A 14,885-nucleotide genomic window follows, 5' to 3' on the forward strand; every position below is an offset into this window, starting at 1 on the left:
CCTCTACACTTATTTCGGGGCCATCCGAATTGCGCCATCTAACCGAATTACTTCGCCGTTAAGCATTGGATTTTCGATGATACTTTTAGCTAACATCGCGTATTCAGTTGGTCGGCCAAGCCGTGATGGAAAGGGCACCTGCTGGCCAAGTGACAACCGTGCGTCTTCGGGTAATCCGGCCAGTAACGGCGTTTCGAACAAACCGGGCGCGATGGTCATTACCCGAATACCGGACCGGGCCAGATCGCGGGCAATAGGCAGTGTCATACCGACAATCCCACCTTTTGATGCTGAGTAAGCTGCCTGGCCAATCTGACCGTCGTAGGCGGCTACCGATGCTGTATTAATAAGGATGCCCCTCTCTCCTTCCGGGTTTGGTTCATTACGTTCCATCGCAAGGGCCGCCAGTCGGATAACGTTGAACGTACCGATGAGGTTAATGGACACGACCTTTTGAAAAACCGCTAGGGAATGCGCACCATAAACGCCATCAACTTTGCCAACCGTTTTCCGAGCTTCAGCCACACCTGCACAGTTGACGTTGATCTGTAAACCGCCAAAGGTTTCGACGGCTAGATTGATAGCAGCCTGTACATCTGCCTCATCCGTTACGTTGGTTTTACAGAATCGAACGGTTGAGCCTAGCTCTTCGGCCAGAGCGTTACCCCGTTCATCATTCGTATCAAGAATCACTACGTTAGCTCCATTGGAAACCAACATACGCGTTGTGGCCTCACCCAACCCCGAAGCTCCTCCGGTAACAATGGCCGTTGATTTTGCGATTTGCATGTAATTTTTGTCATGCTGACGAAGGAAGCATCTTCGGTAGCTGGAAATATAAGCTGCTGTTAGCGAAGATACTTCCTTCCGCACCGGTGGACCGGTCAGCATGTCAAAAACTCACTTAACTAGTTGATCACTCTGTGCCTGAATCAAGCGCTGTAGTTTCGGTACGTCAATATCCTGAACGGCTTTCTTGCTGTCAATGGCCAGACAAGCCGCCTGTGCTGCCGATTGGCCCAGTACCATAAAAACCGGCTCCATTCGGATAGAACCGTACGCAATGTGACTGGCCGATAAACAAACCGGTACCAGAAGGTTCTGAATACTGCCGCGCTTTGGAATAATGGCTCGATAACTAACCGGATACGGCGGAAATCCGCCAACCTGTACATCGCCTTCATTACGTACCTGAGCAACGGCTCCCGGACCCTCAACAATTAACCGCTGGCAGTTATGCGAATCCATTGTGTAAGCGGCCATGCCAACAGGATCTGACACAATCGTTTTTCCTTCGCAGTTTGCCTGCGTCATTACGTACTCCCCTATCATCCGACGACTCTCGCGAATATATAATTGGGGCGTAAAATGGTCATTATCGACATATTCATCTTTCGGGTAGCCCCATTGCAGCATTTCGTCGCGCAGGTGTTTCGGCATCCGTGGGTCATGGCCGATGAAGTAGAAAAAGCCTTTTGTATATAGTTCGTGCTCACGAATAATTTCAGCACGACGAGCGTAGCTTCCATCCGGGTAGTCGTAGTTAGCGCCAATCATATCGGTTGAGAAACCTCCGCAGTTATTGATGTCAGTTTTGTGATTGGGCATCATCACGAAGTGCATCAGATTCCAGGTCAACTCCTTCGGCATTTTTTTGGCAATCTGACGTAACAGCAACTCATACTTCGTTGAATCGTAGCCTTCGGGACGCGTAATGGGGATGCGGTTAGCGGGATCATCCGTAAAGCATAAGCGAAAATTATAAACCTGTACATTCCGGTCGGCCGTGCCATTAGGGGCAAGTTTAGCGGTGCTGATTCCCCACAGCAAACCGCTCTCGGGTTTTCCGGGAATCACGTACGGATCGACTCCATCCGGAAACTGATGCTTATCCCGGAACTGCACCCCATTGAGTGATTCATTGTATTGACTAGCCGATTCTCTACCAACCGTATACGCTACGCCTGCTTTAGCCATCAGATCCCCCTCGTACGAGCAGTCGATAAATTGTTTCGCCCGAACGGTTCGGTTTCCTGATGGATTTCCAGCCTGAGCCGATTCAAGCGTAATCTCCTGAATCTGGTTATTCTGCGTTTTTGCGGATGCCAGCCGATACTCATACCAGACTGGTACGTCGGCTTCTTTGATATATTGATTGAATACAGCTTCGGCTACGTGTGGCTCAAATGTCCACTGCTCCGGCTGACCGTAATGTCGACCAACACGTCGATAAAATCCTCGTGAAAGACCGGTAATGGCCTGTTTATTACCAATATCGGTCGCTCCTAATCCACCCGACGACATGCCACCGAGATGCTTTCCTGGCTCAATTAATACAACTGATTTACCGGATTTCTTCGCTGAATAAGCCGCAATCACGCCCGCTGACGTACCACCGTAGACACACACATCAACGTTTATGGATTGTGCCTGCAGCAGAAAAGAAGAAAGGCAGAAGCAGAGAAGAAACGGTCGAAAAAGGTGATACATAGCTGGGTTCAGACTTTTCACATAGAGGTTATAAAATGTCTATAAGTTCATTCCAGTGGCGAACGTCGTATGTGGATTTGTCGTCTACAACCATTCCCTGCGGATTATAAAAAACCGTATCCATACCTACGCTTTTGGCCCCGAGAATATCCGCTTCATAATTATCACCAATCATCAGGCTCTCTGACACCGTAGCGTTACTGATTTCCATGGCATATTGAAACACCAGTGGATCGGGTTTCTTGGCATTCGCTTTCTCGCTGGTAATGACGTTCGTAAAGTAATGAGCGATTTCAGAGCTGTTCATCTTTACCGCCTGGATTTCAGCGAAGCCATTCGTGATGATGTGCAAAATATAGCGCCCCTGCAGATAATCCAAGATTTCACGAGCCGACTCCAGCAAATGCGGTTTAAGCGGTAAAAGACGCAAATATTCGACATTGAGATCCACCTGAACGGCCGACTCATCTATGCCTAACGCGCGCAGGACCAGTGGGAAGCGGTGCTGTCGAATGTAGCTATGCTCGATCAGATTTTTGTCGTAGTCAGCCCATAACTTCCGGTTGATAGCGATAAAGTGTCGACTAAATTCTTCGGACGAAGGAATGCCTACATCCGCCAGCCGGAACGTATCGAATAACTCAGCAATACACTCTGCCGAATTCCGATCGAAATCCCATAACGTATGATCGAGATCAAAAAAGAGATGTTTGTACATAGTCAAAGAGTCAATAGTCGTCAGTCGATAGTTATTTATAGGTTATAAATAGCCTTGATGAACTGTTCGTTCTGGTGACTATCGACTGACGATACTGGCTTAAAAATCTAATTTTAGTCGCTCAACGGGCTGGTTATTAACTAAATGACTATCAACAATTTCGTTAACATCAGATAGCTGAACATTTCCATAGTAAGTTCCTTCAGGATAAACGACTAAAGTGGGACCAAACGCGCAGGCATCCAGACAACCTGTTCGCTGGGCACGCATTTCCTTAAGCAAGCCCCGTTCGGCAAGGGCCGCTTTGAACGCGTCGACTAATTCGTTACCGTGTGCCTCACCACAGGATTTTTTTGGCGCTGCTTTCTGATTGTTGCAAATAAAAACGTGCTTTTTGTATTTCATAAGACCATGTTGAATTCGTATTCAAAGGTACATAATGAAGCCCATGCAACGGTTATTCATTTTATCAGCGTATGTATTGAATAAAAACCCAGCATTAATAAAAAACTAAATTAATTATTGCTTAGTTAGCATGTATATACATGAATTTACCGGGCGGCTTTTCTATGTACGAGCTGTCTGGGATCAACCCACCTGAAACGAACGTAGCGTGAACGAAACTTTTATTATCCATCCAACCATAAACAGCTCAGAATCTTTAGGTAATGGAGAGAATTTTTTGAACGGATTAAACACGGATACGACCTCTGCTTTTTCGGCTTTGTATGATCAATATGCTGCTATGCTGCTGGGTGTTATTGTGAAGATTGTCCGTGATGAAAACGAAGCCTTACCCTTGCTCGAAGCAACGTTCAGAAACGTACGTTCACAAATCAGCGAGTTCCAACCTGCAAAGCAGCCTTTGTTTACGTGGCTATTGCTCATTGCCCGGAATACGGCGTTGGACACGCTGGAGAAACGTAAAGCCATAAACCAATCAGCTTTTCAACTTACTACGTCAGGAAAGGTTACCGTTTCTGGTTCACCGTCAGCCAATATGTCTCTGCTGACCAGTGCTTCTGCCCAGTCCGTTGATTTACAATTAAAAGAACTACTAGATAAGGTACTCTTTAAAAATTGCACGCCCGAAGAGGCTGCTAACTCACTCGATATACCCGTTAAATTGGCCAGACAGAAGCTACGTTTAGCCATGCAGCAATTACGGTCTTCACAAAAGATTGATCAATAAGAAGTGCTTAGGCATAAATAGATTTCATCCTTCATTGGTGCGCCCCCATCCGAATCAACGCTTTATAGTCCATATGGCTTCTATAAATAGTTGATTCGGATGGGGGCGCACCAAGATCGAAGCTTAGTTGACCTTTACTCAAGTACTGAAACAAATCCGTTACGGATAAGCGGCTTTCAGCTGTCTAGGTTTTGCGGTTCGTTCCCTTTGCCGATGCTATTATTTTCTTCTTTGGCGTAGAAGGCACTTTATCCAGTTTCTTTTGTGTCATTGTAACGGGATCCCAATGCACCACTTTCTGCTCGAAGAAACTTTCGTTGCAGGCAAGTACCGGCGCGGCTGCCCGGAAACCAAATACAGGATCTTCGAGCGTTCCCTGACTACCGCTGCGGACATTGGCAAAAAAGTCGCCAAAATGCTTAGCGTGGGCATCGTCATCTTTAGGAGCCGTAAATTTCACCTCTTTTACAGGTTCGGCAGTACGTGTTTCGGGCGGATATTTGGCATCGTATCCCTTAACGAATTCCTGCTGTACCGGTTCAGTGAACGTAAAGAAACTGTCGTAACCCCCATAACCCGGTGCTATTGGCAATTTCTTTTTCGTCATGATGAGATTATTCTCCGAAAACTCAATTTGTCCTTCGTTGCCAATGATGCGTGTTACGTCGTTGATTTTACCCGCATTGGCAAAATTGACACGTAGCACCATCTGAAACGCTTCATGCTGGTCAGTTTTAGGATAATCCATAATACACGCCATGATATCGGGCACATCGCGGCCGTCTTTCCAGTAGGCCAGATTACCCGACGAGAAAATGCGCGTGGGTCCCAGCGTATTCGTTACAAAATGAACGCCTGTAATGAGGTGGATAAACAAATCGCCTGCTACGCCCGTACCGTAATCTTTATAATTCCGCCAGCGGAAAAAACGGTTAGCATCGAACGGCCGCTTGGGTGCGTCGCCGAGGAACCGATCCCAATCGACAGTTTGGGGTGACGCATCGGGTGGGACAGAATAATTCCAGGCACCAATGGCGCTAAAGCGGTCACTGTTCGACTCAATGTAGTTGATCGCACCAATTTCGCCCGCCTGAACAAGTCGTTTTGCTTCCTGAAATGAGGCACTACTAATCCGCTGGCTACCCACCTGCATGGTTTTTCCCGATTTTTTCCAGGCATCAATCACGGCTTTGCCTTCGCTCAGATGCTGCACCATTGGCTTCTCGCAATAGACGTGCTTACCTGCTTTTAGGGCCGCAATAGTAATGTGATCGTGCCAGTGATCAGGCGTAACCACCAGAACCGCATCCACATCCGGACGAGCCAGAATTTCGCGATGATCTCGGGTGGTGAAGAGTTCTTTATCTTTTCCAAACGCCGTTTTTGCGTGTTCGAGTCGACCGGTGTAGAGATCCGCTACGCCGACCAGTTCAACATCAGGATTACGTAGAGCCGCCTGCGTATCGAAATTTCCCTGAATACCCATACCGATGGTGGCAATACGAATCTTGTCGTTGGGGCTGATTTTCGCCAGGTTCGGAATATAGGCTGGAAAACCGAAGGGCTTAGCGATACTTTCAGTAGCAACCAGCGCTGAAGCGGCCGATATGCCTTTTATAAACGTGCGTCTGTTGGATTGCATGAAGAGCGAATAATTGCGTGTATACGTATCAAAGTGAGCGTACACAGCAATTTACCCACTCGCCCGTATATCCATTACGTCCCAACGGGTTAAAGCCGGTTGCAATGCATATAGTTATATCTCTTACGACCAGTTTTAACCCGTTGGGACGTAACAGCAGTTATTTTTTATCAAATTAGCTACCCACTGGCGATCTGTTGGTACTTTGTGCGTAGCATTCCAAACGAACATAGCTTGTTCCAATGCTACGTTCAATTGACGTTTGGTTTGTTTACGAGCGATATTCAGGCAGCGATTTACGGTTTCTTCGTAAATTAATTTCTGCTCATCCGTATAAAAGCGTACGATGCAGTGGCGACTTTTGACTGGGGTTTCAACAACCCAGAATCCTTCACTAGAGATTAAGGATTCTTTTTTGGTTTGAGCCTGTGTGCTAAACGAAGCGGCCAGAAATAATTGAGTCATTACGGCCAGACGGAGTTGTGAGATGGTGTTCATAGTACGTGTGTTTTATGTGTTTGCTTTAGTCGGCAACTGCGTCAAAAGTAGAAACACACGCCATTGTCCGCTCAGTTTTTCGCCCTCCTATACCTGTCTGTCGCTACACGTCATTTTATTGTCTATCAACGTGTTTCCCCACTTAATACGGTTGTTAAGCGACCACACGTTGTCGTTGGTCGACAATTGAGTCAGCCTATAGGCGAAGACGCTCCGTTTGTCTATCTTCGGCTTAGCAATCGGCTAGTACATGCAACGTCTGAGCAACGAATTTGCCTTCTCTAATCAACTTCGTCAACGCCTGGCGAGGCACGGGTTGTTCTGGTTGGCCTGGATTCTCTTTTTTGCCTTTACATACGGCTTTTTACCGTTCGGAGCCTTACTTCAAAAAGGCATTAGCTGGAACGTAGCCATCTTCCAGGGATTCTCAATTGCCTTTATTGATGCAGTCTTGTTCATGCCAGCCCACATGTTTCTCACGTATTTGATTCTATATTGGCTAGTTCCCCGGTTTCTGTTGAAAAATCGATATGGATTTCGTGCGTAGTTTACAACAGCCACCCAAAGTCATTTTTACAACGGCCTACCGGAATTATGCCCTGGATGGTTTCGAACTAAGAAATGCTACCGGAAACCAGCTTCCTACGTATCCACCGCTCGTTCATTGTGGCTATTGATAAAATATCAGCCTACACGTCGAGTTACGTCGACATTTCCGGGCAGGAGTTTCCTATTGGTCGGCTCTATCATAAAGACGTAGGACAGGTCTTAAAAATGGGCGCAGAATAGGGTCACGTCTATAGTAGATTTTAGAAGGAACCTACTATTGATAATCAGTAACGTAGCCATGATCCATTGACCCTATCACATGACACTTCAACCCAATCGTCGGGAATTTCTCAAGCAAGGCAGTGCGGCTGCCCTTAGTCTGGCTTTGTTTCCTGATTTTAAACGAAAAGTCGCTCCCAGCGACCGCGTACGTGTGGCTCATATTGGCCTGAATGGCATGGGCACCAATCATCTGAACTGGTTTGCCAAACTGCCAGAAGTAGAGGTTGTGGGTCTGTGCGATCTGGATGAAACGCACCTGAATAAAGCACTAAATACCCTACAGACCTTACAGCCCAATACAACGGCGAAAACTTACGCCGATTTTCGGCATTTGCTCGATCGAAAAGACATTGACGCTATCACGTGCGCAACGCCCGATCACTGGCATGCTCAGATTGCGATCATGGCATTTCAGGCTGGCAAAGATGTGTACGGCGAAAAACCGCTGTCGTACAGTGTTCGGGAAGGCCAAAAGATGCTGAAAGCCCTGAATCGTTATGATCGGATTTTTCAGTTAGGTACGCAGATCCACGCGGGCGACAATTACCACCGCGTCGTAGAAATCATTCAGTCTGGAGCTATTGGCAAAGTGCATACCGTACGACTCTGGAAAACAGGCTTTCCGCCCGTACTTGGTCCCGCTAATTACCAAACTCCACCCGCTACGTTAAATTGGGATATGTGGCAGGGGCCCGCTCCTGTTTCGCTTTACACACCCGAGCGCTGTCATTTTACGTACCGTTATTTTCTGGATTATTCGGGTGGAGTTTTTCAGGATTTTTGGTGCCATATTGCTGACGTCGTGTGGTGGTCTATCAACCCTACAGGCTTGAAACGTATCAGCGCAAAGGGCGAAGCACCCGAAGGCATCGGTGATGCGCCCAAATGGATTGACATTGACTATGAATTCGACGAGTTAAATCTCCATTGGACCAGTACGCCACCCAACGTACCGGGTGCCGAAAAAAAAGGTATTGGTGCTTATTTCGAAGGTGATAAAGGAACGCTACTCTGCGATTATAACACTCGTGAGATCACCATCAATGGCGTAACAATGACTGACGTACCAGAAATCCCCATTACCCTAGAACGGTCGCCGGGGCACCAGCAGAACTTTATTAACGCGGTTAAATCACGCAAACAGCCTGAGTCCAATCTAGCCTACGCCCGACAAATGACGATGCCGATGCACCTTGGGCTGATTTCGTACCGACTGGGTCAGCCGCTGGAATGGAACGCCCGGAAAGAGAAGTTCAGACACAATTCCCAAGCCAACGCCTTCCTTTCGAGAGAATACCGGAAAGAGTGGAACTTGATGTGACGGTTAATATTTGATCATAAATTCGCTCAGATTCGTATCCGCATCTAAATCGAGCTTTTTACGTAACCTGTAGCGCTTTAGTTCAACGCTTCGGTGCGTAATATTCAGCAGTTGAGCGATTTCTTTGGTCGAAAGATTCATGCGCAGATAAGCTGCCAGTTTCAGATCACCCTGACTTAGGTCGGGGTAATGTTCGATGAGGTGTTTTAGAAACTGTTCATGGACTTTATTAAAGTTTGCTTCAAATAACTTCCAGTCCTGTTCGCTCGAAATGTTCGTCTCAATCAATACGTTTATGCGTTGAAAATCATCGCCCGACACCCGGCTGCCCGAGCGAACTTTTACCCGATTGAGTTCATCTTTGAGCTGCATCAATAGCTCATTCTTCTGAATAAGCGACATGGTTGAGTTCGCCAGTTCTTCCGATTTCTGAATCAGCCCCTGCTCCAACTGCTCTTTTTGCAATAAAATGATTTCCCGCTGGCTTTGCTCTTCCTGATGACGTAATTTTTCTTCCAGTTTTTCCCGAATTTGATTCTGCTGTATAGCCACCCGCCGAAGATGCAGTTGGTAAAACAGCCAGACGAAGCATCCAAACAAGGCCGCGTACAGCAATTTACTCCAGTTGTTCCAATACCAGGGAGGCTGAATGACAAATGTGAGTGTGCTTTCTTTGGGGCTGAGGTTCGATTTTAGATGAAATACGTACTGGCCGGGCGGCAGGTTATTAAATTCTTTCTGATAAATAGCCGCATACGGTGTCCAGGTATACGTACTGTTTTCGAGCCAATAGCTGTATTTGACAGGTCGAGTATAATACGGTGTCGAGAACATAATAAGTATAGTTGATTGCTTGTACGAAAACGATAGTTCCGTTGGGAAATTAGATTGCTGAAACGTACGTTTTGTCCTGGGTTTATCGCCCGCCGTTACGCTCCGGATTATTGGCGGAGGTACTAACCCACTTACGATCTGCTTTAAAGCCATGCGAGGTAGTAGGGCAAACCCATTCTCCCGACAAACTGCAACATAGTTTGTATCGAGTGCTACAACATTTTCGTATTCTTCCACCCACTGATTACTTTTTACCGGGATATCAACGGGCAAACTACCAGCTTTGATCCAGCTTAACGAGCCATCCTGTCGAAGTAAAAACAGCCCGGAATCTTCCAGTGGAAAGAGTTTGCGAATGTCTGACGTCAGCCAGGGATAAACAGTCTGTGCCGAGCCGAATTGTCTCGTATGAGCCTTGTAGTTGAATAGGCCTTTAGCCGAAGTCACCAGAATCTGTTGCTGAATCTTATACAGATTACTAGCTGGTCCACCGAACGTACCCTCTCTATATTCTTTGATGGCCTCTACGCGACGCAGATCAGCTGACAAACGGAGTTGCTGTATACCTCGATTCGGTGATTTATTGACCCATATTTCTTCATTATCATCTTCTTCCAATTGCCGGACTGGCGCTGAAAAGCCACTGATCGTATGCGAGAATACCCATTGTCCCCTAGCGTCTTTCCGGTAAATACACAGATTGGTATATGTTCCCTGAATAAGATAGTCCGGGTGATGGTTTAGCTTACGCACTACCCAGCCGCCCGTGATAGCCGATAACAAACGAGCTTTCGCTCCAGCAATACGGAATGTACCCTGGTTATGCCCACATAGCAGCTGATTGTCAATGACAGCTAAATCCCAGACCTGCCCCTGCGTACCCGAAATCAGTTGAAATGGTGTTCCATTCCGGTTTAAAGGTTTGTAATAAACGCCCTGATTCGTGCCGATATACAACGTATCGCCGTAACGGGCCATGTCGTAGGGTGTTCCCAATTCACCTTTTGTATCTGTAAAATACCGAATCGGGGAATCCAGGTTTACCAGATTGATTCCTTTATCCAAACCGACCCACAGATTGCCGTCAACCTCCTGACACATCGACAAAACGGTGCTATTCTGTAGGCCATTTTTTTGGTTGAAATGATACCGAACCTGACCATCAGCCGTTGTAATTAATACGCCATCGAGTAACGTACCAAACGCATATAAATCAACTCCGATACGTATGCCCCGATTTAGGCGATTTTGCTGAATGAACGTATTGAGCTGGTTATTAAACGGTTTAAACTGGCTGCCGTCATAGCGATAAATAGCCCGCTCTGTACCAACAAGAAAATCGCTATCGCCAATGGGTAGAATCGTATTAACGGTTTCCCGGCCCAGAAACTCACTTCCTTTTAGAAGAACGTAATGGTCACCCCGCAATTCATAAAGTCCTTTCCCAATTATTTCCACTAAAAGCCGATTACGGACCTGATGGATAAACAGTAGACTTGCAGGTGGATGTAGCGATTTAATCTGGTTCTGATGATACCGATACACAAAGGCAAATGACTGAAACAACACGCCCTGTGGAGTAATCAGGATATTCCAGATTTCTTCGTTCAGAAAGGTTTTCTCCTGAATTAACGGTGCTAGTGAATGATACGTTAGCTCACCATCCCGCCCCGGAAGCCAATAGCCAAATTCCCCAAGAGCACCTGTATAGATTCGTCCCTGTTTATCAATAGCCACTGATCGGACTTTCTGTTTGCGAGGCAGTTCATACGCCTTCCAGCTACTGCCATCAAATTCGAGTAAGCCTTTAGAGTTGGCAAAATACATGAAGCGCGTTTTTGGATGCTGAGCCACGCCCCAATTCTGATTATAGGCACCGTACGTCTGGCGGGTATAGGCAATCAACTCAGGTTGGCAAAAGCTATAAGACGACTGTGCTAAACTAAGCGCCCCGTTCCCGAACAAGGGCCAAAATGCCAAGATAAATCCCACAAAAAAATGGTTCACTTGATCGACTTTACCTTTTTCCATGAAAATCAGCCCTTAAACAACCCTGATGTATTAAAAATCCTTCAATACAGGTTAAAAAGAGCGATATGATGTAGTAATGATGTAGCTAACATTTAGGAGTAAAATTAACACTCCCCTACTTTTGTGCAAAAAAATATTAGAAAGTTAGTGCAAAAACCAGTTAATCTAGTTATGAGCGAGTACTTGATGCAAAACTCATACTCAGCAGAAAACTTAAGCTAATTCATTATGACAAACACTTCTTTACGTAAAAAATGTAGGAGACTGGCTCTACTGTTTTCAGGGCTTATGCTTGTCCTATCGATCAGTCCGGTTGAAGCCAGCGCGGCTCCGATTCGGATAACGGGTAAAGTAACAGACGGTCCTTTTGGTATAGGATTGCCGGGCGCAACCGTACAGGTAAAAGGAACAACAACGGGTACGGTAACCGACGGTAGCGGTGTCTATTCGCTTCAGGCCGAAGAAAACGCTACGTTGGTTTTTTCCAGTATTGGTTTCCAGAAAATGGAGGTGGCCGTTGGGGGTCGCACAACCATTAACGTTTCGCTGCTGGAGGACACGAAATCGCTGACAGAAGTTGTTGTTGTTGGGTACGGTACCCAGCGCAAAATCGACGTAACGGGCGCGGTAGCGCAGGTAAAAGGCGAAGAACTGGTACGTCAGCCGGTGCTGTCGGCTACGCAGGCGCTGCAAAGCAAAGTGGCTGGCGTGCAGATCATCAACTCAGGTGCACCCGGCCAGGCGCCCGTCGTCCGGATTCGGGGAACAGGTACATTGCTCGGTGGTGCTGATCCGCTTTACGTAGTAGATGGAATTATTACGGAAGACATTCGGAACATTAATACATCAGACATTACGTCGGTCGATATTCTGAAAGATGCATCGGCAACCGCTATTTACGGGGTTCGGGCCGCAAACGGCGTCGTTCTGATTACGACCAAACGGGGCAAAACGGGAGCACCACAGGTTAGTTATGACGGCTACGTGGGCATTCGGACGCTGACCAATCGCGTAAAGATGGCTGACTCTCAATTGTTTGCTCAGTACAACAACGAAGCGGTACGGTATGACAGCCCAACTGACCCACTCCCGTTCGATCCCAACGCGATTACGACGAACACCGATTGGTTGAAGGCTATTACCCGAACCGGTTTCCAGCACAACCACGCTTTATCCGTCAGTGGCGGTAGCGATAAGACAACGTATCTCTTTAGCGCCGGTTATTTCACGGAAAAAGGTATTCTACGGAATAACGATTATGACCGCTTAGTGCTGCGTCTGAATAACGATTACACTTTGTCGCCCGTACTGAAATTAGGGCATAATCTGAGTCTATCGAACAGCAATTCTACGCTGGCAGACGCGGGTAGTGTTTTACTAGAAGCGACCGATAACATCAGCACTACGTCGCCTGTTCGGGGTAGCGGTTCGATTTATTCAGCATTCACAACGGCTTATCGGCAGGCTCCGCTGGTACCGGTTCGAAACCCGGATGGCTCTTATGGCTATTCACCCCGTAACAACGTAGCCAATCCCGTTGCGCAAATAGATTATACAAACTTCCAGGCGAAAGGGCTGCGTTTACAAGGTTCTTTCTTTGCAAACCTCACCATTGCCAAACACATCGCCGTCATTTCCAACTTCGGCATCGAGTCAAACAATCTACGATCGTACGAGTATCTGCCCGTATACCGCGTATCGTCAAACCAGCAAAATCAGACCAGTAAATTAACGGTTGGCCGATCGAATAACACCCGCTGGCTCTGGACGAATACGGCCGAATACAGCAATACGTTTGCCGAAAAACACAGTGTAAAGTTGCTGGCTGGCTACGTAGCCGAACGTTTTCAGGGCGATGTGTTACGTAGCGTACGGCAGGACGTACCGCCCCAGTCGAACTATTTTTACCTGAACACGGGTAGTGCGTCATCGGCGACAAACGAGCAGACCGGCACACTGGAAACGCGACAATCGTACATCGGCCGGCTTAACTACAACTACCGCGACCGATACATATTGACCGCCACTGGCCGTTACGATGGATCGAGTAAGTTTCCGACCAATAACCGCTGGGGCTTTTTCCCTTCGGTCGGCGCAGGCTGGATCATCAGCGAAGAACCGTTTATGCTGGGCGCAACTCCCTTCGACCTGCTTAAAGCCCGTGTAAGCTGGGGACGTACCGGTAACGACCGAATACCAGCCAGTGCCTTCTTCAGCACCATAGCAGGCGATCTTGACTATGCTTTTGGTCCAAACCAGGTTACTCAACAAGGACGTACCATTACGAATCTGATCGATCCAAACCTGCACTGGGAAGTAACAACGGGTACTGATATCGGGCTGGAATTTGCGCTGGCTAAAAATCGCCTGTCGGGCGAAGTGGCTTATTACAACAAACGGACACACGATGCCCTGTTCCAGAAGCCGATTGATGCCATTTTCGGTGATGTAGATGGTCAATATTTAACCAATGCAGCTACGGTGCTCAACCAGGGCGTAGAGTTTTCCCTGAACTGGCGAAACACGGTCAATACTGATTTTCAATATAACGTTGGCTTTAACGTAACCGCGAACAAAAACCGGCTCGAAGATGTACAGGGAGGTCTACCGATCAATGAAGGGGGGATTGGCAATGGTCAATTCACCACACGTACGGCCGTAGGTCAGCCAGTCGGTAGCTTCTGGGTATGGCAGACGAACGGTATTTTCCAGAATCAGGCAGAGATTGATGCGGCCAAAGCCAAGGTTGAAGGAACTAAGCCAGGTGATTTCCGATATACGGATCAAAACAACGATGGTATCATTGACGACAAAGACCGGATTTTTGTCGGCTCGTATCAGCCCAAATTGTATTTCGGTGTAAACGGTGGCTTTACGTATCACGGCTTCGATTTCTCGACCGACTGGTACGCCAATTTTGGCAATCAGGTATACAATGGCAAGAAAGCACAACGCTTCGGTAACGAAAACATCGAAGCCAGCCGCGCTAATCGCTGGACGGCCACTAACCCCAGCAATACCGAACCTCGCGCCAGCAATGCCGTCCCGATTTCGTCGACTTACTACGTTGAATCGGGTTCGTTCTTCCGGGTTAATAACATAACTCTGGGCTACAAGTTGCCGCAGGCTGTCGTATCGAAGATGAAAATCAATCGGGCGCGGTTCTATATAACGGCACAGAATCCGTTCATCATTAAGTCATTCTCGGGCTTTTCACCCGAATTACCAGGAGGCCCCCTAAACTCAGGTATCGAACTGAGTGGCTATCCGGTCTCATCAGCGTATTTGGCAGGTGTAAATCTTGGATTTTAAGCAGACAACAAACTAC

At 47.3% G+C, this 14,885-nt stretch carries 11 protein-coding genes and 1 pseudogene; 5 read left to right on the forward strand and 7 right to left on the reverse strand.

All coding sequences use genetic code 11. The features are described from left to right. Positions 1-9: 9 nt before the first annotated feature. From IC230_RS02265 to IC230_RS02280, 4 genes and pseudogenes are all read right to left on the reverse strand, one after another. Positions 10-789: a 3-hydroxyacyl-CoA dehydrogenase gene (locus IC230_RS02265; RefSeq protein WP_191037338.1), complete on the reverse strand. Its 780-nt coding sequence runs from the start codon at positions 787-789 to the stop codon at positions 10-12. Positions 790-930: 141 nt separating this feature from the next. Then, a pseudogene (locus IC230_RS02270) lies at positions 931-2,490 on the reverse strand (FAD-dependent oxidoreductase); the annotation flags it as partial. Between the two features lie 28 nt (positions 2,491-2,518). Further along, positions 2,519-3,208 carry a YjjG family noncanonical pyrimidine nucleotidase gene (locus tag IC230_RS02275; protein WP_191037340.1) on the reverse strand — a complete coding sequence of 230 codons (690 nt, stop codon included), beginning with the start codon at positions 3,206-3,208 and terminating at the stop codon, positions 2,519-2,521. Positions 3,209-3,307: 99 nt separating this feature from the next. Further along, positions 3,308-3,613, reverse strand: coding sequence for a (2Fe-2S) ferredoxin domain-containing protein (locus IC230_RS02280; protein WP_191037341.1), 306 nt, complete (start codon positions 3,611-3,613; stop codon positions 3,308-3,310). A 208-nt stretch (positions 3,614-3,821) separates the two neighbouring features. On the opposite strand from IC230_RS02280, the gene IC230_RS02285 reads away from it, so the two are divergent. Next, positions 3,822-4,400, forward strand: a complete 579-nt coding sequence (locus IC230_RS02285) for an RNA polymerase sigma factor (RefSeq protein WP_191037342.1) — start codon at positions 3,822-3,824, stop codon at positions 4,398-4,400. 184 nt (positions 4,401-4,584) lie between these two features. On the opposite strand, the gene IC230_RS02290 is transcribed toward IC230_RS02285, so the two are convergent. Together IC230_RS02290 and IC230_RS02295 are read right to left on the reverse strand one after the other, a co-directional pair. Continuing rightward, complete coding sequence (locus tag IC230_RS02290; RefSeq protein ID WP_191037343.1) at positions 4,585-6,042, reverse strand: Gfo/Idh/MocA family protein; 1,458 nt, start codon at positions 6,040-6,042, stop codon at positions 4,585-4,587. Positions 6,043-6,177: 135 nt separating this feature from the next. After that, positions 6,178-6,540, reverse strand: a complete 363-nt coding sequence (locus IC230_RS02295) for a hypothetical protein (protein ID WP_191037344.1) — start codon at positions 6,538-6,540, stop codon at positions 6,178-6,180. 250 nt (positions 6,541-6,790) lie between these two features. Between IC230_RS02295 and IC230_RS02300 the strand changes: the two genes are divergently transcribed. From IC230_RS02300 to IC230_RS02310, 3 genes are all read left to right on the forward strand, one after another. Beyond that, a complete protein-coding gene (locus tag IC230_RS02300; protein ID WP_191037345.1) occupies positions 6,791-7,087 on the forward strand; it encodes a hypothetical protein in 297 nt (98 codons plus the stop codon). Between the two features lie 74 nt (positions 7,088-7,161). Beyond that, entirely contained in the window at positions 7,162-7,329 is a 168-nt protein-coding gene (locus IC230_RS02305; protein WP_223860187.1) for a LytTR family transcriptional regulator DNA-binding domain-containing protein, read from the forward strand. A 79-nt stretch (positions 7,330-7,408) separates the two neighbouring features. Beyond that, the gene (locus tag IC230_RS02310) at positions 7,409-8,692 is read left to right on the forward strand and encodes a Gfo/Idh/MocA family protein (RefSeq protein ID WP_191037346.1); all 1,284 of its coding nucleotides are present in this window, start codon (positions 7,409-7,411) and stop codon (positions 8,690-8,692) included. A gap of 3 nt (positions 8,693-8,695) precedes the next feature. On the opposite strand, the gene IC230_RS02315 is transcribed toward IC230_RS02310, so the two are convergent. Beyond that, the gene (locus IC230_RS02315; RefSeq protein WP_191037347.1) at positions 8,696-11,557 is read right to left on the reverse strand and encodes a hypothetical protein; all 2,862 of its coding nucleotides are present in this window, start codon (positions 11,555-11,557) and stop codon (positions 8,696-8,698) included. A 288-nt stretch (positions 11,558-11,845) separates the two neighbouring features. On the opposite strand from IC230_RS02315, the gene IC230_RS02320 reads away from it, so the two are divergent. Next, complete coding sequence (locus IC230_RS02320) at positions 11,846-14,869, forward strand: SusC/RagA family TonB-linked outer membrane protein (protein WP_223860189.1); 3,024 nt, start codon at positions 11,846-11,848, stop codon at positions 14,867-14,869. Positions 14,870-14,885 lie beyond the last annotated feature (16 nt).

This window comes from Spirosoma validum (genome assembly GCF_014699035.1).
GTDB classification, from domain to species: Bacteria; Bacteroidota; Bacteroidia; order Cytophagales; family Spirosomataceae; genus Spirosoma; species Spirosoma validum.